Origin of the sequence: Acinetobacter sp. AKBS16, assembly GCF_002899995.1 — a bacterium.
Lineage (GTDB): Bacteria > Pseudomonadota > Gammaproteobacteria > Pseudomonadales > Moraxellaceae > Acinetobacter > Acinetobacter baumannii.
On the sequence record NZ_POYH01000065.1, the window covers coordinates 1 to 19,316 of the forward strand.

General features: G+C 37.2%; 20 protein-coding genes. 8 read left to right on the top strand and 12 right to left on the bottom strand.

Annotated elements, in window-relative coordinates; genetic code table 11:
* The 4 genes from C1642_RS11580 to C1642_RS11595 all read right to left on the bottom strand — a co-directional run.
* A partial coding sequence (locus C1642_RS11580; RefSeq protein ID WP_039100152.1) for an urease subunit alpha occupies positions 1-466 on the bottom strand: 466 nt, incomplete at its 3' end.
* A gap of 36 nt (positions 467-502) precedes the next feature.
* Positions 503-811, bottom strand: a complete 309-nt coding sequence (locus tag C1642_RS11585) for an urease subunit beta (protein ID WP_000612142.1) — start codon at positions 809-811, stop codon at positions 503-505.
* Positions 812-822: 11 nt separating this feature from the next.
* Positions 823-1,125, bottom strand: coding sequence for an urease subunit gamma (gene ureA, locus C1642_RS11590; RefSeq protein ID WP_000422460.1), 303 nt, complete (start codon positions 1,123-1,125; stop codon positions 823-825).
* Between the two features lie 101 nt (positions 1,126-1,226).
* Entirely contained in the window at positions 1,227-2,102 is an 876-nt protein-coding gene (locus tag C1642_RS11595; RefSeq protein ID WP_001984367.1) for an urease accessory protein UreD, read from the bottom strand.
* A gap of 194 nt (positions 2,103-2,296) precedes the next feature.
* Between C1642_RS11595 and C1642_RS11600 the strand changes: the two genes are divergently transcribed.
* Together C1642_RS11600 and C1642_RS11605 are read left to right on the top strand one after the other, a co-directional pair.
* The gene (locus C1642_RS11600) at positions 2,297-2,620 is read left to right on the top strand and encodes a hypothetical protein (RefSeq protein ID WP_000688337.1); all 324 of its coding nucleotides are present in this window, start codon (positions 2,297-2,299) and stop codon (positions 2,618-2,620) included.
* Positions 2,621-2,823: 203 nt separating this feature from the next.
* The gene (locus C1642_RS11605; RefSeq protein WP_002132529.1) at positions 2,824-3,303 is read left to right on the top strand and encodes a copper resistance protein NlpE; all 480 of its coding nucleotides are present in this window, start codon (positions 2,824-2,826) and stop codon (positions 3,301-3,303) included.
* Between the two features lie 63 nt (positions 3,304-3,366).
* Here the strand turns inward: C1642_RS11605 and C1642_RS11610 are convergent, their stop codons facing one another.
* Positions 3,367-4,971, bottom strand: a complete 1,605-nt coding sequence (locus C1642_RS11610) for an isocitrate lyase (RefSeq protein ID WP_000214787.1) — start codon at positions 4,969-4,971, stop codon at positions 3,367-3,369.
* Between the two features lie 588 nt (positions 4,972-5,559).
* Here C1642_RS11610 and C1642_RS11615 point away from each other — a divergent pair.
* The 3 genes from C1642_RS11615 (at position 5,560) to C1642_RS11630 (ending at position 9,889) form a co-directional block, all read left to right on the top strand.
* The gene (locus C1642_RS11615) at positions 5,560-6,549 is read left to right on the top strand and encodes a LysR family transcriptional regulator (RefSeq protein WP_001047619.1); all 990 of its coding nucleotides are present in this window, start codon (positions 5,560-5,562) and stop codon (positions 6,547-6,549) included.
* 123 nt (positions 6,550-6,672) lie between these two features.
* On the top strand, positions 6,673-7,998 hold the full coding sequence (locus tag C1642_RS11620; RefSeq protein WP_000051871.1) for a hemolysin family protein: 1,326 nt from the start codon (positions 6,673-6,675) through the stop codon (positions 7,996-7,998).
* 553 nt (positions 7,999-8,551) lie between these two features.
* Entirely contained in the window at positions 8,552-9,889 is a 1,338-nt protein-coding gene (locus C1642_RS11630; protein WP_000956799.1) for a CitMHS family transporter, read from the top strand.
* 47 nt (positions 9,890-9,936) lie between these two features.
* On the opposite strand, the gene C1642_RS11635 is transcribed toward C1642_RS11630, so the two are convergent.
* Entirely contained in the window at positions 9,937-10,449 is a 513-nt protein-coding gene (locus tag C1642_RS11635) for a hypothetical protein (RefSeq protein ID WP_000462918.1), read from the bottom strand.
* A gap of 221 nt (positions 10,450-10,670) precedes the next feature.
* On the opposite strand from C1642_RS11635, the gene C1642_RS11640 reads away from it, so the two are divergent.
* Entirely contained in the window at positions 10,671-11,219 is a 549-nt protein-coding gene (locus C1642_RS11640; RefSeq protein ID WP_103236358.1) for a DUF2239 family protein, read from the top strand.
* A gap of 51 nt (positions 11,220-11,270) precedes the next feature.
* On the opposite strand, the gene cysN is transcribed toward C1642_RS11640, so the two are convergent.
* From cysN to lysS, 5 genes are all read right to left on the bottom strand, one after another.
* Positions 11,271-12,884 carry a sulfate adenylyltransferase subunit CysN gene (gene cysN, locus C1642_RS11645; RefSeq protein ID WP_000019500.1) on the bottom strand — a complete coding sequence of 538 codons (1,614 nt, stop codon included), beginning with the start codon at positions 12,882-12,884 and terminating at the stop codon, positions 11,271-11,273.
* A gap of 30 nt (positions 12,885-12,914) precedes the next feature.
* Positions 12,915-13,823 (bottom strand): sulfate adenylyltransferase subunit CysD, encoded by a 909-nt coding sequence (cysD, locus tag C1642_RS11650; protein WP_000140408.1) that lies wholly within the window; start codon positions 13,821-13,823, stop codon positions 12,915-12,917.
* Positions 13,816-13,947, bottom strand: a complete 132-nt coding sequence (locus tag C1642_RS11655) for a hypothetical protein (protein WP_103236359.1) — start codon at positions 13,945-13,947, stop codon at positions 13,816-13,818. Before C1642_RS11655 ends, cysD begins: the two co-directional genes overlap by 8 nt.
* Positions 13,948-14,205: 258 nt before the next feature.
* On the bottom strand, positions 14,206-15,648 hold the full coding sequence (locus C1642_RS11660) for a capsule assembly Wzi family protein (RefSeq protein WP_103236360.1): 1,443 nt from the start codon (positions 15,646-15,648) through the stop codon (positions 14,206-14,208).
* A 189-nt stretch (positions 15,649-15,837) separates the two neighbouring features.
* Positions 15,838-17,367, bottom strand: a complete 1,530-nt coding sequence (gene lysS / locus C1642_RS11665; protein ID WP_000193744.1) for a lysine--tRNA ligase — start codon at positions 17,365-17,367, stop codon at positions 15,838-15,840.
* Between the two features lie 256 nt (positions 17,368-17,623).
* Here lysS and C1642_RS11670 point away from each other — a divergent pair, with 256 nt between their 5' ends.
* Positions 17,624-18,112, top strand: coding sequence for a YqiA/YcfP family alpha/beta fold hydrolase (locus C1642_RS11670; protein WP_000697203.1), 489 nt, complete (start codon positions 17,624-17,626; stop codon positions 18,110-18,112).
* Between the two features lie 69 nt (positions 18,113-18,181).
* On the opposite strand, the gene C1642_RS11675 is transcribed toward C1642_RS11670, so the two are convergent.
* Positions 18,182-18,619 (bottom strand): SRPBCC family protein, encoded by a 438-nt coding sequence (locus C1642_RS11675; RefSeq protein ID WP_000449050.1) that lies wholly within the window; start codon positions 18,617-18,619, stop codon positions 18,182-18,184.
* A 443-nt stretch (positions 18,620-19,062) separates the two neighbouring features.
* Here C1642_RS11675 and rubA point away from each other — a divergent pair, with 443 nt between their 5' ends.
* The gene (gene rubA / locus C1642_RS11680) at positions 19,063-19,227 is read left to right on the top strand and encodes a rubredoxin RubA (protein WP_000760495.1); all 165 of its coding nucleotides are present in this window, start codon (positions 19,063-19,065) and stop codon (positions 19,225-19,227) included.
* The last annotated feature ends 89 nt before the right edge of the window (positions 19,228-19,316 follow it).

Here is a 19,316-nt window from a genome sequence, read left to right on the forward strand (position 1 = left end):
CCCCCACCATTGTCGTTGTCCCAGACATCAGCGCGGTTTCAACTTGCTGAGGACAGATCCAGTGAATATGAGTATCAATACCACCAGCTGTTAAAATTTGTCCTTCACCTGCAATTACTTCTGTCGCAGCACCTAAAGGAATGGTAATGTCGGGTTGAATATCAGGGTTTCCAGCTTTCCCAATTTTCCAGATTCGTCCATTCTTTAAGCCCACATCGGCTTTAACAATTCCCCACCAATCCACAATTAAAGCATTGGTTATGACTGTATCGGCAACTTCATCAGCTAGAAGCTGAGATTGTCCCATCCCGTCACGAATAACTTTTCCGCCACCAAATTTAACTTCTTCACCATATGTCGTTAAGTCTTGCTCAACTTCAATAAAAAGCGCTGTATCAGCCAAACGAATACGATCACCAACCGTTGGACCAAACATTTCTGCGTATGCACGACGTGACATTTTCATAACTTATTACTCATCTTTTCATTATTGTTGTTATCTTTAATCCAGCTTGCCCATTACCCGACCAGCAAAACCATATACTTCTCGCTTACCAGCTAAAGCAACAAGCTCTACTTCTCGACTTTGTCCCGGTTCAAAACGTATTGCTGTGCCTGCTGCAATATTTAACCGAAAACCTTTGACTGCCTCACGATCAAACTGTAAGGCATCGTTTGCTTCATAGAAATGAAAATGCGAACCGACTTGAATAGGCCTGTCGCCAAGATTAGCCACCACAACCTTTAAAGTTTCTCGTCCAACATTTAGTTCAATATCAGTTTCTGGAGTAATAACTTCACCGGGAATCATAAGTATTCCTTTTATACAATGGGCTGATGAACAGTGACTAATTTCGAACCATCAGGAAAAGTTGCTTCAACCTGCACCTCAGCAATCATTTCCGGTACGCCATCCATGACATCTTCACGCTTTAATAAAGTCGTTCCAAAGTGCATAAGTTCACTCACCGTCATACCATCCCGTGCACCTTCAAGTAAGGCTGCAGAAATAAATGCAACAGCTTCCGGATAGTTCAACTTTAAGCCGCGTGCTTTACGACGCTCAGCCACTAAGCCTGCAGTAAAAATGAGTAACTTATCTTTTTCTGTTGGATTGAGTTCCATATCTCTTTCCCAAATAGCATCTAATTTTCTTTAAGCAAAATGCGTGCTCAAAAGCAGCATACTGGTTTTAATCGTTTTTAAAATACGCAATTTAACGTAACTTAAGTTTTCCAAATTCTTGGAAATTCTTCATCTAAATCAAACCAATAACGTCTTAATTTAGCCCGTATAGCTGCGAAAGCGTCATGACATCGTCGTACATCATTTCCTAAAAAACGCGCACATAGTACATCTTCTAATAAGGTCAACGTCACGGGAACATCCATACGCATAATGAGTTCACGGATGAGTTCAATATGTTGCTCTAAATAAAATGAAGAACGGAATTTTTCAGGGGGCACAGCCCAAAAACTGGCCATCACCGCCTGATTATTCATTCCTAAACACGAGCTTAACCAGCGATCGCCTCCCTCAAAATATAAAGTATCAGCAACTAATAACTTGTTTTTACGCCATAATTTAAACTGGTTGTGATAGCTTCCCTGAACAAAATTCTCAGCCCGAGCCTGCCGCCCCAAGACCAACATATCCCATCCAATAAAACTTGCAGTTTGTTCAAGGTGGATATCTGTTTCTGAGTGGGCTAAAGCACCGTCAAAAAGCATTGTTTCTTGCGGCATCCACTCTAAAATAGAATCATCTTTTACATTCAAATAAATATGCTGGAAAGCCTGTTTTCCATTTGTTCTATACCACTTACCCGCTCCCGGTGTGGTAATTACAGCATGTGCCTGCCCTTCTGTTTCAATTTGAAAAGTAAGATGATCACCACCTGCAATTCCAGCCGGTGGATGAACAATAATGGCATGACAAACCCCAGTTTTTTCGGGCCAGAGCATTTTTTGCACCCGAACGGGGCCATAATGCTTTCGGTGACTCATTATGGTGCGAGAGTTTTCATAACAAAACCCCAGTTCTAACTGGGCATACCAAAATGGTGCTGAAGAAGTCTGAAAATTTTGTTGAATTCGATTCATTTTGGCTCATTTTTGATAATGGCTTTTTTGATAAGCAAAATATGCACCAAAAGCAAAAAGTGGCTATTACAAACTTAGAAACAATTTTTTTATTTTAATGAGTCAAAAAATCATCAATGTCTAACATAAAACCACAGTAAAGCATGGAATTATTTATACAATAGCGCCCATCCTCGCTCTTATAAATTTTTCCCATGAAAATCTTTTTCGTGTTAGTACCGTTTGTATTTTTAACTGGGTGTATTTTTGGCCAATCAAGTGAGGTCAAACGTGCAGAAAAACTTTTAAATAACTTTCAATGTAAAAATATTGAAACAAATGAAATTTCTACAAGTTCAATCAACTCTTATTACCAGCAATCTTTAGCGGTGAGTAAGGAAAAAGCGACCTCTTATGTAGAAAGCTATAAAAATGGTGAAGAATTATTCGCGATGCCCTTAGATGAAGTCGTAGAACAGCAATACCAACTTTATAAAGCAGCGTGCGATTCTTTAGGTGGGGTTTCTGCCCAACCATAAATTCTTAAAAGTATCCATTAAATCACTTTAGTGGATACTTTTAATTCTCAACTAAAATATAAAAAAACATAGCCCCAATCTGTGCAATTTTTACTCACTTTACCTTTTGTTAAAATTAAGCTACATACTAGAGCTTTTATTTTCGATTCTTTTTTCCTAGCCTGTCAGTACTTTATATTTATTTTTTTGAGGTTTTATTCATTATGAAAAAATCATTATTAGCAATTGCACTTATGAGTACTCTTCTTGTCGCATGTAATAAACATGAAAATAAAACAGAAACAACCTCTGATGCATCTACTCCTGTACAAACTGCTCAAACAAATAATAATGAAGCGGTAGATACAGCACATACAGCCGAGAATTCTTTAGACTGGGATGGTAAATATAAAGGTACGCTTCCTTGTGCAGACTGTGAAGGCATCAAAACTGAATTAGAATTAAAAGATGATAAAACTTATGAGCTAACAGAAACCTATCTTGGTAAAGGTGATGCAAACCCATTTGAAACCCATGGTAAGTTTACTTTCGATAAAGACAATACTTCTGTTATTACCTTAGATGATAAAGCTCAAAGCCGTAAATTCTTTATTGGTGAAAATACCGCGACCGCTTTAGATATGGAAGGTAAAAAAGTTGAAGGTTCTTTAGCTGAACATTATGTTTTGAAAAAAGAAGATTAATCTATTTTTCAATATAAATAAAAAAACCCGCTCAAATGAGCGGGTTTTTTATGAAGTCAATTCTTAGTGAGCTGAGAATTGGTTCATTGTGTTTTTAGCATCGTCACCAGCTTTAAGTGCATTTTCACCAGCGAAGATTTCTTTGTGGTCATCACCGATGTCAGAACCAGCCATTGCTTGGTGTTTCACACATGCGATACCGCCACGGATTTCTTTACGTTGTACGCCAGCAACATAAGCTAACATACCTTGGTCACCGAAGTAACCTTGTGCTAATTCATGAGTAGAAAGAGCAGCAGTGTGGTATGTAGGAAGTGTGATCAAGTGATGGAACACACCAGCTTCACGCGCAGCATCTGCTTGGAAAGTACGGATTTTTTCATCAGCTTCAGCAGCTAATTCAGTATTGTCGTACTCAGCGCTCATTAATTTAGCACGGTCGTAAGCAGATACATCTTTACCTTCTGCAACCCAACGATCGTACGCTTGTTGACGGAAGTTTAAAGTCCAGTTGAATGATGGGCTGTTGTTATAAACAAGCTTCGCATTCGGAACCACTTCTTTTACACGGTTAACCATGTGTGCAATTTCTTGTACGTTTGGAGTCGGAGTTTCGATCCAAAGTAAGTCAGCACCGTTTTGAAGGCTAGTGATACAGTCAAGTACAACACGGTCAATCTGAGTGCCTTCACGGAATTGGTATAGACCAGAAGCTAAACGAGTTGGACGATGTAATTTACCATCACGTTTAATTAAGATCTCATCTTCTTGAGCTTCTGAGATATCAATTTCTTGAGTATCTAAGTAGCTAATATATTTAGATGCGATATCACCTGGCTCTTTAACTACAGGGATCTTCTGAGTTAAGTCAGCGCCTTCAGAGTCAGTACGAGCAACGATAACACCGTCTTCAACACCCATTTCTAAGAATGCATAACGAAGTGCATGGATCTTAGCGATGAAGTCTTCGTGTGGAACAGTTACTTTACCAGCTTGGTGACCACATTGTTTTGCATCAGATACTTGGTTTTCAATTTGAAGCGCACAAGCACCAGCTTCGATCATTTTCTTAGCAAGTAAGTAAGTTGCTTCTTCGTTACCGAAACCAGCATCGATGTCTGCAATAATTGGCACAACATGAGTTTCGAAGTTGTCGATTTGAGCTGTGATTTCAGCTACTTTCGCAGAGTCACCAGCTTCTTTTGCTTTATTTAAAGCACGGAACAAGTCATTTAATTCTTTTGCATCAGCTTGACGTAAGAAAGTGTAGATTTCTTCGATCAAAGCAGGCACTGAAGTTTTCTCGTGCATAGATTGGTCAGGAAGCGGACCAAATTCTGAACGAAGAGCAGCAACCATCCAACCAGAAAGGTAGATATAACGTTTGCTTGTCGTACCGAAATACTTTTTGTTAGCAATCATTTTTTGTTGAGCGATGAAACCATGCCAGCAACCTAATGATTGAGTATATTTGCTTGAATCAGCATCGTATTCAGCCATATCACGACGCATAATCGCAGCTGTATACTTAGCAATATCTAAACCTGTTTTGAAACGGTTTTGAAGTTGCATACGAGCAGCATCTTCTGGGCTAATGTCTGCCCAAGTGTTGCCGAATTTTGCTTTTAATTCACGTACTGCATCAATCGCTGTTTGATATGTAGTCATGATATTGTCCTGTATTCATTTTAGGATTTCATCGATCGAAGCCTAGAGTCATGTTATGAAAATTCCCTATGACACCAGCTGCTTCTTCATGTACACAGCTTAGACTTAGCCAATCAATTAATCCAATATCCTTCGTTAATCTTCAGTATTTATTTAAAAAATATACCAATAAATCGATATTATAAGTAAAACTAAAAAACATAACACTTTGTTTATAAAAACAAAATAATCCTAAAGGAGTATAGAATTTTGATTAAAAAACACTCCAAGCTTTATTTTTATACAGTTTTTGAAAATTTTCCATTCATTTTTAATATAAAAAGTCAATTGTAAATTAGGCGAATTTTGCCAATGCAAAATGTCAATCAGCATGCTAGAACAGTACTAAATATTAAGAAAATATTTTTATTCAATAATAATAAAAATAAAAACAGATCAACGATAATAGAATCCAGCATTTGAGATACTTTTTGCCCATACTTAATTTCAACAAAAAATGTCGTTTTTCTCATCATTTTTTCACACAATGTTCTTTAAATATGGCATAATTTGAAACAATTTTAGGGTTTTATTTTCGGTATTTTTTTTATGAATCTGGAGCGGGTAGATCTTAATCTATTAATATATCTTGATGTTCTTCTTCGTGAAAAAAACGTTACTCGCGCAGCCGAACAGCTTGGTGTTACTCAGCCTGCCATGAGTAATATTTTACGCCGCTTGCGTAATTTATTTAATGACCCTCTCCTGATCCGCTCATCTGAAGGGATGACACCGACAGAACGTGCACTTGAATTACAACCGCGTATTCGTGATGCTCTTTCTGACCTTTCAATGATTTTGGAACCGCGTACCGAATTCCGCCCTTATACCAGTAATCGCGTTTTCCGTATTATGACTTCTGACTATGCAGAAGCCACCTTAGTCCCTCGTCTTGTTAAAGCCCTCCGCTCAGAAGCACCAAACGTTGTACTCGATTTTCTTACTCCAAGTGATGTGTCATATAGAGACATGGAACAGGGTAAAGTTGATCTAGCCATTAACCGCTTCAATGAAATCCCGCAAAGCTTCCACCAAGTTTTAGTTTGGCGTGATAGCTTTAGCTGTATTTTAAATGACAAACACCCTGCTGTGACTCATTTAAATCTAAAAAGCTATTTAGATGCTCAACATATTTGGGTATCTAAAACAGGTATGGGTGTTGGCTTTGGGGTAAACCCAGATAAACAAGGTGGCTTGGGCTGGATTGATCAAGCATTAGAACGTATTGGTCAACGCCGCAAAATTTCTGTATTTACGCGTCACTATCAGATGCCGGCATTACTTGCTCAAAATGTTGACTTGATCGCTACTCTTCCAACTCGGATGGCGCGTTTACAAGCACAAAATCCAAAATTAGTTATTAAAGATCCACCGTTTTACATTCCTGAGTTTGAACTTAAAATGGCTTGGTGTCCATTATTGCACCATCACCCAGCTCATCGCTGGTTACGCCAACTCATTCTATTTGTTGCTCGCCAAATGATCGAAGAGGAAAATCGTGAATTCCTAACCAATAATTCACAATTTTCCCACTATTAAATAAGTTTTAATTTAATTGTCTCTTTCAAACATTATCTTTAAGCGCTGAGCAATCAATCTGATTACCTCAGCGCTTTTTTGTGTTAAAACATAGTCATAATAATGATGATCCTCGGGTGATTTGTGAGTCTCTTTCAAAATATCATTATCATCGTACTGCTCATCATCGCAGCAGGCTTTTTATCTTTAACTGAAATTGCTCTAGCTGGTGCCAGAAAAGTAAAGTTAAAGATTTTAGCCGAAGCTGGCGAAGAACGTGCTCAAAAAGTACTTGATTTACAAGAACAATCTGCAGACTTTTTTGCAGCGTCCCAAATCGGCTTAAATGCTGTTGCAATCTTAGGCGGTATATTGGGTGAAGCTGCGTTTCGTCCTTTTTTTGTGAACTTAGTTGACCGTTTCTATGAAGGACCTTGGACGCAAACTATTGGATTCGCCCTATCTTTCACATTGGTAACTTCTTTGTTTATTTTATTCGCCGATTTAATGCCAAAGCGCTTGGCAATGATCGCACCTGAAAAAATTGCAATTAGTGTAATTAACCCTATTCAGATTTTTATCAAAATCTGTAAGCCTCTAGCATGGGGAATTAATGCAATTGCCAATTTGCTATTCCGCTTGTTTAAAGTAAATACCACACGCGAAGACAATATTACTTTTGATGATATTTCAGCAGTGATGGATGCAGGTGCTCAAGCAGGTGTACTACAAAAACAAGAACATCACTTTATTGAAAACGTATTTGAGCTTGAAGAACGTACAGTCCCATCAAGTATGACAACACGTGAAAATGTTGTTTATTTTACGCTTAACGAGCATGAAGATAGCATTCGCCAAAAACTGGCAGAATATCCTTATTCCAAATTTCTGGTTTGTAATGAAAATATTGATCAAGTGATTGGCTATGTAGATGCTAAGGATATTCTTGTACGTATTTTAAACAACCAATCTTTAACCCAGCTCAATGAATCAACTATTCGTACGGTTCTAATGATACCTGATACTTTAACACTATCAGAATTACTCGATCGCTTCCGCTCAACAAAAGAAAAGTTTGCTGTTGTAATTAATGAGTATGCGCTTGTCGTTGGGGTAATTACGCTAAGCGATATCATGATTACTGTTATGGGAGATTGGGTTACCCCTATGGAAGAAGAACAGCAAATTATTAAACGTGATAATAATTCTTGGCTGATTGATGGTAGTACACCTATTGAAGATCTTAAGCACGCGCTTGAAATGGATGAACTACCTGATGAAGAGAATTATGAAACATTAGCTGGTTTCATGATGTACCGTTTACGCAAAATTCCTCGTCCAGCCGACTTTGTTGAATTTGGTGGTTATAAATTTGAAGTTGTTGACGTAGACCATTTTAAAATTGATCAGCTATTAGTAACACGTGTATTAGAAAAAAATGATTTACCATCTCCACCTGATGAAAATTGATTTATTTTGGTGCAAAATATCCTGCAAATGCAGGATATTTTTTCGATAAATAATTTATTCCTTTTAAGATAATTATTATTTTTAAATAATTTTATATTAAAAGTTAAATTAATTATCCTAATCACAATTTCAAATATATAAATTAACTCATTCATTAAAATAAAAAAATTAAATTGAATTAAAATAAAATTTTGCACATAAAAGATTTACAGATTCACTTTCGTTATGTAACGTAGGGAGTAGAAGCATTGTAAATGGGTATACTTCTCATTTCAGTATTCTAACAGAATATAATTTTTAAAAATACATGATAATTTCAAACATGATAAAGGTTTTATAAGTATATATAATAAGCACTATACATTATAAATAGACTATACCATTATTATATATGTTCAGTATTTCTTCAAAATATACCTTTCCAAGTGAATATATATTAACCAAATAAACTAAATATATTATTTGTCTTTTTAATAAAAATTCATAAGAATAATCGAGGTCAGAGTTTTTGAATAAACTTGTTCAGTAAAACTAAAGGCAAAGGATTGATTGTATGCTGACATTACTTGGTGTTGGTATGATTTTATGCTTCATGTATTTAATCATGTCCAAACGTTTAAGCCCTATTATTGCTTTAATTCTCATCCCATTTATTTTTTCTCTTATTGCCTGGGGCCTTGGTCACTACTTTGAAAGCTTGAGCCATATTGAGCTTAAAGGTCTCAGTGAAATGATGCTAGATGGCATCAAAAAACTTGCGCCTACTGGCGTAATGCTATTATTTGCAATTTTATATTTTGCCTTAATGATCGATGCAGGTCTTTTCGATCCTCCGGTTAAATGGATTTTGAAAAAAGTTAAAGGTGATCCCCTAAAAATTACATTAGGGACTGTTTTTTTAACTACATTAGTCTCTCTTGATGGCGATGGCTCAACCACTTACATGATTTGCGTGGCAGCCATGCTCCCTCTTTATCAACGCCTCGGTATGAATACACTGATCATGACAGCACTTATGTTGTTATGTAGTGGTGTAATGAACCTGACCCCATGGGGTGGCCCTACTGCGCGTGCAGCAAGTGCACTCCAAGTTGACCCAAGCCATATCTTTGTACCAATGATTCTTCCAATGGTGATTAGTATTGGCTGGTTATTCTTCTTGGCATATTTATATGGTCGCTATGAGCAAAAACGTTTAGGCGTGATTGAGCTTGAAAGTCACCATGGTGATAACATTACAGTTTCAAAAGACCCTGAAGCAACTCGTCCACATTTACGTAAAGTAAATATGGTACTCACCATTCTTCTTATGATTGCATTGATCAAAGGTATTTTACCGATGTCAGTGTTATTCATGCTGGCGTTCTGTATTGCAATGCTCATCAACTACCCTGATGTTGATATGCAGAAAAAGCGTATCGCTATGCATGCAGACAGTATCTTGGCTGTTGTAGGTTTAATTTTTGCTGCAGGTATTTTTACAGGTATTTTATCTGGTACAGGCATGGTTGAAGCCATGTCTAAAGAATTTGTTGCAATGATCCCTACAAGTATGGGGCCATATCTAGCGCCAATTACTGCTCTGGTGAGCATGCCATTGACGTTCTTTATGTCAAATGATGCATTCTTCTATGGTGTATTGCCAATTCTTGCTGAAGCAGCTTCACATTATGGTATTAGCCCAGAAGCGATTGCTCGTGCATCAATTGTAGGTCAGCCAGTGCATTTGTTATCACCTCTCGTTCCATCAACCTACTTGTTATGTGGTCTTGCTAAAGTCGACTTTGCAGACCATCAAAAGTTCACTTTTAAGTGGGCATTTATTACTTGTATGGTATTGATGGGTACAGCTTTAGTGATTGGTGTTTTCCCACTTTTTAGCACGATGTAATTCTGCTCTACTATAAAAATAAAAGCCCCTATCGGGGCTTTTATTTTTTATTTATTTACATACTCAATCATGGCATCTAAGAACGCATGAAAGTGCAAGCTAATATCTTCTTGTAAAATTTTATAAGCATTATCAAATTGCACCATTGGAAAGCCTTCTTTCCAAAATGGGAAAATATTATGCAAGTCATGAGTAACTATTGCATCTTCTCGAACAATTGCTTGTGAAATTTGTGCCAAAACTTGCGCTGTCTCTGCGCCATCAACAGCAAGATAATCAATACCACGCGCTTTTAAAATACGAATTCGATCTTTTTTATAGCGAATTTTTTTAGCTTGAGCTGCATTTAAACCTAGTGCAAGAGTAACTGCCTCTACAAACTTCTCTTCAAAATTTGTATTTAGTGCCACCAAAGCCTGCTTATGTGCTTCCTGACGTCCTGCTTTTCCCCCGTTACGGATGATCTCATTGGCTTCCGTATCTAGCTTATCTTTTTTCATCGACTGTAAAATGTCTAAAATTTCGATATCGCTTAAAGATTCAGGAGATTGCTCAAACATAGGAGTCTCTATACATACAACTAAAGGCGTATTCTCTCATAAAAGCGATACTAAAGCAGAGTAAAATTTTTAATAGCATATTATCTTGACTATTTTTTTAGTCCTAATCTCAGAGACTACACTCATAAAATCCGTTAATTCTTTGGTTATGATTTTACCATTTGCCAAATTAATTTTACCCTGATAATATTATTTTACCCTGATAAAAATATGCGGCTAAAATGAATACTAAAATCACCTATACTGCTTTCACTGGAAGCACGCTTATTGCGAGTGACTCCCTTGTTGAACTTGCAAAGAAACTAAAAGCTCTTCCTAAAACAACAGAAAATATTCTGATTTTTAATGATCAAACAGGTCAACAAATTGATCTTGATCTTTCTGGTTCAGAACAAGAACTTCAACAACGTTATGCTGAACCGGAAGAAATTAAAAAAGTTGGACGACCTAAACTTGGAGTAATTTCACGTGAAATCACTTTACAGAAAAAACATTGGGATTGGTTAGATCAGCAAAGCGCGAGTGCATCAGCAGTGATTCGCAAGTTAATTGATAAAGAGTTAAATAACCCAAATTCTGAAAGCAATATTATGCTAGCCAAACAAGCTATCGACCGCTTTATGTCTGCTATGTTAGGCAATATGCCAAATTACGAGGAAGCAACACGCGCCTTATATCAAGGTGATCGAGATATATTTTTAAAAATGATTCAGAGCTACCCTAAAGATTTAAGAGAATATTTAACTTTAAAAGCTCAAAATGTTTTCTAAACTTAATAAAAAACCCGCTTACGCGGGTTTTTAGAACTTATTTTCAATCTATTAAAGACGAACTAATTCCACAATTTTCTCTACTGCTTCTTCTACCGTTTCAGCAGTTATCTCGGTATCTGTACCATCCACAGCGGTTGTGATAATAATAACACCCGTCTCACGTAATAGAACCAATTGCTCAGCTGTTAAGTTTGTTTTCGCGATCGCAACTACACCTTGCTGAATCAGTAAACTTTCTAAAGCTTGAGCTTTTTCAATTAACTGTGCAGAAACACCAATAACAGCAGGTTTTTGACCTAAACGAGCAGCACGATCTTCAGCAGTAACAGGATTACTATGAGCCGTCCACTCTACCGCGGCTTCTACCATGCCCGCGCCAACAGTTACGTTACTTAAACGGTCAATAAAAATAAATGAACCTGTGTAACGTGAATCTTGATAACGGTCAAACACGACTGGAGCATCAAACTCAACCACAACATCTGCAATCGCATTTAACTCAAGCTCTTCAACTTGAGTGTGTTCGAGCGTATTCACATTTACACGGTAGTTAATATTAGTTACTTTTGCTGGAACAGTTTGTGTACCAATCTTAATATTGTACAACTTACCTTTTACAAGTGGGTGTTCATTCATCCATACCACTGAAGCACGAACACTTCTTGAAATTAATGGTTGCTCGCCTGCACGTACTAAGACATTACCGCGACTAATATCAATTTCATCATTTAACGTTAAGGTGACTGCTTGACCCGCAACTGCCTGCTCAAGGTTACCGTCAAAAGTAACAATTTCCTTAACTGTAGAACGCTTACCAGAAGGCAACGCCACAATCTCGTCACCAACTTTAATTTCACCTAATGCAACTGTACCCGCAAAGCCACGGAAGTCGAGATTTGGACGGTTTACATATTGAACAGGGAAACGGAATTCATGTTTACTTGACTCGCGGTTGATTTCCACAGACTCAAGAATACTCATTAAGGTTTGCCCCTTGTACCAAGGAGTATGAGCTGATGGATTTACAACGTTATCGCCATTTAAAGCAGAAATTGGAACAAATAAAATATTGGCTGGACGGCGATCACCCAATTGGCTCACGAACGCATCATATTCAACCTGAATTTCATTAAAACGTTCAGATGAATATTCAACCAAGTCCATTTTATTAATGGCAACAACAATATTTTTAATTCCAAGCAAACTCGCAATAAACGTATGACGACGAGTTTGAGTTTGTACACCATAGCGCGCATCGATTAGGATGATTGCAAGATCAGCAGTCGATGCACCTGTTGCCATGTTACGAGTGTATTGTTCATGGCCCGGTGTATCAGCAATAATAAACTTACGTTTTTCAGTCGAAAAATAGCGATAAGCAACATCAATGGTAATACCCTGCTCACGCTCAGCCTGCAAACCATCTACAAGTAATGCCAAGTCTGGTGCATCACCTGTTGTGCCCACTTTCTTACTGTCACGTGTTACAGCTTGCAATTGATCTTCATAAATCAATTTTGAATCATAAAGTAAACGACCAATTAAGGTACTTTTACCATCATCTACGTTACCACAAGTCAAAAAGCGCAAAAGGTCTTTTTGTTCATGTTGTTTTAAATACGCCAGAATGTCTTGGCTGATTAAGTCTGATTGATGAGACATTGCTCAAACTCCACAAATTTAGAAACTGTCTTAGAAATAGCCTTCTTGCTTTTTCTTTTCCATTGAGCCTGCTTCATCATGGTCAATCATACGACCTTGACGCTCAGAACTTGTTGCCAACAGCATTTCCTGAATAATTTCTGGCAATGTATCAGCTTCAGACTCAACTGCACCTGTTAATGGATAACAGCCAAGCGTACGGAAACGTACAGACTTCATTTGTGGAACTTCACCCTCTTTTAAGCGCATACGTTCATCATCAACCATGATTAGCGTACCACTACGCTCAACCACAGGACGAACAGCAGAGAAATAAAGAGGAACAATTTGAATATTTTCTAAATAGATATATTGCCAGATATCCAACTCTGTCCAGTTTGATAACGGGAATACACGAATACTTTCGCCTTTGTTCACTTTACCGTTGTAAAGATTCCAAAGTTCAGGACGTTGGTTTTTAGGATCCCAACGATGTTTACTATCACGGAATGAATACACACGCTCTTTCGCACGTGATTTTTCTTCGTCACGGCGCGCCCCACCAAAAGCAGCATCGAACTGATATTTATCCAAAGCCTGTTTTAAAGCTTGGGTTTTCATAATATCCGTATATTTCGAACTGCCATGATCAAATGGGTTGATTCCTGCTTCACGGCCTTCTTTATTCTGATGAACAATTAAATCAAAACCATGTGTTTTTGCCATGTTATCGCGAAACGCGATCATGTCTTTAAACTTCCAGCCCGTATCTACATGTAATAAAGGGAAAGGAAGTTTTGCAGGATAAAATGCCTTCAATGCAAGATGAAGCATCACAGCCGAGTCTTTACCAATTGAGTAAAGCATGACTGGATTTTCAAATTCTGCGGCTACTTCACGGATAATATGAATACTCTCAGCTTCAAGTTGCTTGAGATGTGTAAGTCTTGATTCAGTCATGAACACACCCTTCTCTATCCATTTTGCCCATAAAATCTAGAAGCGGTATTACACCACCACTTAGAAGACCATGTGGAGGAACGAGTGCCATAACAACTCCAATTTTTCGTGATAAATAGTCCAACCACAAGCCTTTATATGGCTTATAGCATTAGTTATGCATTATAGTGATTTAAAACCGATTCCTTTTGCTTGTTTTTTCATATTGATATTCAAATTCATCATATACATGTAATATGCTGATTCACTTATACAACTTTGTAATCCTAGCTTGTGTAGTCGACTTAAGCAAATCATGTTCTAGTCTTTAGATTTCTTTAAAAACCATAAAAAAAGAGAAGCCTCTGTAGCCTCTCTTTCTTATTATAAGGTTAACTAAAAATTAGAAACCAAACATTTTACGCTCTAGAGGAATTTCAATACCAATAGATGCACCTGCATCATTACCTTCTAAGTCAGAATCACTTACCCATCCATTAATTTTTAATGGAAGATCAGGTTTGATGAAATGTGTCCAAGTTAAATCAAGCGCTTTAATTTCATCATCTTTAGGGAATGCTTTATTAATTGCCAAGTTAGATTGGTTAACTTTAACCACCATAGCACGACCACTTAAACGGTTCATCACGTCAAAGCGGATATCGCCACCCACAGAATACATTTGTCCATCGCCACCCATTGCATGTCCTAAAGGGAAACCATGCTGGTAATAACCATCTTTATAAACATAGTGTCTATAAGATATACCTCTGACATCACCATTAGTACGGGTATCGGCCCATTCTGCATAAAGCTGGTATGGCATATTATTATAGCTAGAAGAATAGTCAACACCTGCTAAATACATTTTTTTAGAAGGAAGTAGTCCAGCTTCATCTTCACCTACATATTGACCATAAATACCAACAGGAGCATTTATAAGAGATTGTAGATTTAAACGAGCATCAAAACCTGCGATTTGGTTAGAACGATCTTCATCAGAATCATACACATTGTCATTCCCTTTAATTGCATTCCACAAAGAATCCCAACTTTCAGAACGTCCTTCACCACCCCATTGTAAAGTACGAGAAGCACCTAGTTCTAAATAGGGTAAAGGTCTTGCAGTTAAACGTAAGCCTAATAATTTGGCATGAGGAACCGCTTTATAATCATCTAATTGGCCTGCAAAAGCTTGATATTGCCAAGGTCCAATCCAAGATAACCATTTTGTCTCAAAAGCATTTTGTACAGCTCTTTGTGCCGTCACGCCATACACAGGACGACTTGCATCGCCACGGATTAAGCTACCATCATGTCCAGGTCCCCACCATGTTGGAATTTGACCTGCAACAAGCCACTGGTTCCAGAGTTTACCAGCGACATATGAACCTTCAACGTTAACGTCATGCCCACTATCAATTTGAGGGTCTTTTTCTGCGTTTACACGGACTTTTGCATCCCAATTTTCACCACCAGCATTAAACTCTAATGAACCTTGGTACTGCGATTTTTGGTTATCGCCAAATGCTTGAGGAATATTTTTAATATCAGATTCAGCAAAAGCACCCACTTTAACTGTATTGTTATCCGCTTTTAATGCATTAAGTACTGAATTAATAACTTTTTGTTGAGCTGGATGAGTCACTTTAGCTTGAGAGAGCGCTCTTTGAATTTCATCACCACTTAATGGCCAAGTAGAAGTGCTGATGTTAATAACACCTTGTTGATTCAACCAGTTTAAGTCGGTACGTAAATCATCATTATTAAGCACTAAACCTTGTGCAAAAACAGCCGATGAAGCCGTTGCTAATAATGCAATCGAAAGTGTTTTTCTTAAAAACATGTCAGCACAATTCTCAAAGTTATTTATGAGCAACACATTAATTTTTTTATCGCAAATTTGCAATTGTTAAACTGTGCAATTACATTTTTTAACGGTGCTTTAAGTTTTCTATAACTTAAGTATTTTTTATATATAAATAGATAATAAAAAAGGCAGTATAAACTGCCTTTTTCTGCATTGAAGATTAAATTAACCTTCTTTACGACGCATATGCGGGAATAAAATCACATCACGAATACTTGGTGCATCTGCAAAAAGCATAACCAAACGGTCAATACCAATACCTTCACCCGCTGTTGGAGGTAAACCATATTCAAGTGCTTCAACAAACTCTGCATCGTAATGCATTGCTTCATCATCACCAGCATCTTTTTCAGCAACTTGCGCTTGGAAACGTTCAGCCTGATCAATCGGATCATTTAACTCGCTAAAGCCGTTTGCCAATTCACGGCCACCAATAAAGAACTCAAAACGATCAGTAATGTGCGGATTATCATCATTACGGCGAGCAAGTGGAGAAGTCTCTGCTGGGTACTCAGTAATAAAAGTAGGCTGACGAAGTTTAGTCTCAACCGTTTCTTCAAATACGATTGTTTGAAGCTTACCTAAACCAAAACCAGGTTTAACTTCTTCTTTTAATTCCTCACGAACAAATTTTGCAAGGAATTCACGATCGCCTACATTTTCAGGCGTGAACTGCGGATTATTCTCCAAAATCGCATCAAACATAGAGATTTTCTTGAATGGTCCTTTAAAGCTAAACACTTCACCTTGGTAAGGCACATCAGTCGTACCTAAAATATCAAGGGCTAGCTTTTCAAGCATGTTTTCAGTCAAAGCCATCAAGTCTTTATAATCAGCATATGCCTGATAAAACTCGATCATGGTAAATTCAGGGTTATGACGTGTTGACACCCCTTCATTACGGAAGTTACGGTTAATTTCGAACACACGCTCAAAACCACCAACAACTAAACGCTTTAAATAAAGCTCCGGTGCGATACGCAAGAATAATGGCATATCTAAAGCATTATGATGCGTTTCAAACGGACGTGCAGACGCGCCACCCGGAATCACATGCATCATTGGCGTTTCAACTTCCATGAAACGTTCATTGGTTAAAAATGCGCGAATACCTGCAACGACTTTGGCACGAATTTCAAAAGTCTTACGCGTTTCTTCATTAACAATTAAATCAAGATAACGCTTACGATATTTAACTTCTGTGTCGTTCAAACCATGAAATTTATCCGGCAATGGACGAAGCGATTTTGTAAGAAGTTCAAAACCTTCAAGGTGTACATATAAGTCACCTTTGCCAGAACGACCGATATAACCTTCAGCAGCAATAATATCGCCAAGGTCTAAACCTTTAATAGTTTCGAGCGTATCTTTTGGTAAACCCTTACGGTCAACATATAATTGGATACGACCAGTCATGTCTTGAATCACCATGAAAGAACCACGGTTTAACATGACACGGCCAGCAACTTTTACATAAACATGTTCAGCGCTTTCGATTTGTTCTTTAGACTGATCTTTAAATTGTTCTTGTAAATCAGCAGCGTAATGTTCACGTTTGAATGTATTTGGCCAAGGACTCTTTCCAGTTTCCTTTGCAACATCTTGGATTTGCTTTAATTTGGCATGACGCTGTGCAATTAAATCGTTTTCGGAAATAGTTGGTTCAGAAGTCGATTGAGCGTTTTGTTGCGTCATCTCTGCCTCGGTTAAGTAAAAATGAAGTGGCATAGCTTAACAGATTGCTGAGGTTTTTCGAACGATTTCAATCAAACAAAAACGAAAAAAGTCCAAGCCGTCAATCTGAATGGACATTGAATGATAAAAATTACTTAGACCAATCGCTAAGTTCATTTTTTTTAGGTTTGAGTAAAATATAAAAAAATCCAAATAACCTCGATTTGAAAAGGCCCTATTTGCCTTTTATTTTATCTATGAGATTGTGTAGTAAATAATGAAAATTCTATTTTTACATGGCTTGGATTCTTCTCGTGAATCAACAAAATTTCATGCCATTTTACATCCTGAAAAATTTTGTATTGATGTTGATTATCGCAACCTAAGTTATGCTTCAGTTAAAGACTTTTATCATCAAGCGATTGAAACAATTAAACCTGATTTGTTAGTCGGTCATAGCCTCGGCGGTTATTGGGCTTTGAAAACTGCTGCTCAACATAAATTAGCTGTTATTGTTGCCAACCCAAGCCTTACACCTAATTTTCGTAATGATTACCCTCACCTTTGTGACGAAGATCTTGACCACTCTAACCCTAAAATGGCCTATTTAGAGTTAGGAGACGAGCAACTTGATATGTATCAAGTACAGGAAAAGCTGTCACCATATATGACAATAGAAACTTATGACGGAGGCCATCATCGCCTTGCTTATCCTTCTCGTCTTAATGATCTCATTACTAAAATTCATAAAAAATATTTTGCTTGAATTTACGTATGACACATAATTTTCAAAAAACTTATTATGTAAAAAGATAACAAGTTAAATTACAGAAACTTATTTTTCAGCCATTTGTTTTACAGCTTCAAAGCCTTGAACGAAGCCACTTTTTAACATACCGATGTATTCAGGTAAGGTGGCTAATTCTACTTTTACCGTTGTAGTATCCCCATTTTGACTTAAAAAATATTTTTCTAGCGAACCACTCCAGCCTTTCACCTCTTCACTTTCCAAGTCTTCTTTCCCGTCTTTAATCATTCCTAAATGTTTAAAAATTAGTACTTCAGGCTTTTTCATTTCTTCAATGGTCGAAACCATTCCATTTCCTTCTCCATCTAGAAAATATGTTTTACCGCCCACTTTCCAATCTGTGCGCATTGAAGAATCTGGAGCAAAGAATTTCGTCCATGCATTATAGGTCTCACTATTCCAGAGTACGTCCCATACTTTTTCTATAGGGGCATTAATTTCTACTTCATATATTAGAGTTTCCATATTCGACTTCCTTATTCTCCGTTAATTAAGTGTTCCATAAACTTTTCTGTTTTATATAAACATTAATTTATTTGTCCATTTATCAACCAGATTACTTTTTTAAGAACTTTATTTATATAAATGCTTTGCTCTTTTTGTAACCCTTCATATCACTCACCGTCTCCTTGCATGAATAAACTTATAAAAACATATGATTTATTATGTGTTTATGTTGAAGTTTTGCCTAAATAACCATTTATTTGTCTCGATATGCCATTCATCTTTGCTTATGAATGATTAAACTCCCTTATATGCTTTACTTTAAATGTAGAACTGCGTAAAAATTTGATATCCGATCAAAGCGACATTAGTTATTATTGAGCGGATCGTAGTTACATTATTAATAGATGGAATAGTTTTACTGAAAGGCAGCTTTGAGCAAACTTATCAGTGCGGAGAGTCTCATGAAAAAATATCAATGTATCGTTTGTGGATGGATTTACGATGAAGCAGAAGGTTGGCCACAAGACGGCATTGCAGCTGGAACAAAATGGGAAGATATTCCTGATGACTGGACTTGCCCTGATTGCGGCGTTTCAAAAGCTGACTTCGAAATGATCGAAATCTAATGTCTTAAATTAAAAGGCCATGATTTACATGGTCTTTTTTATATATCACCAATCACCGTTTTAAATTAAAAATTCTAATTCTGGAGAAA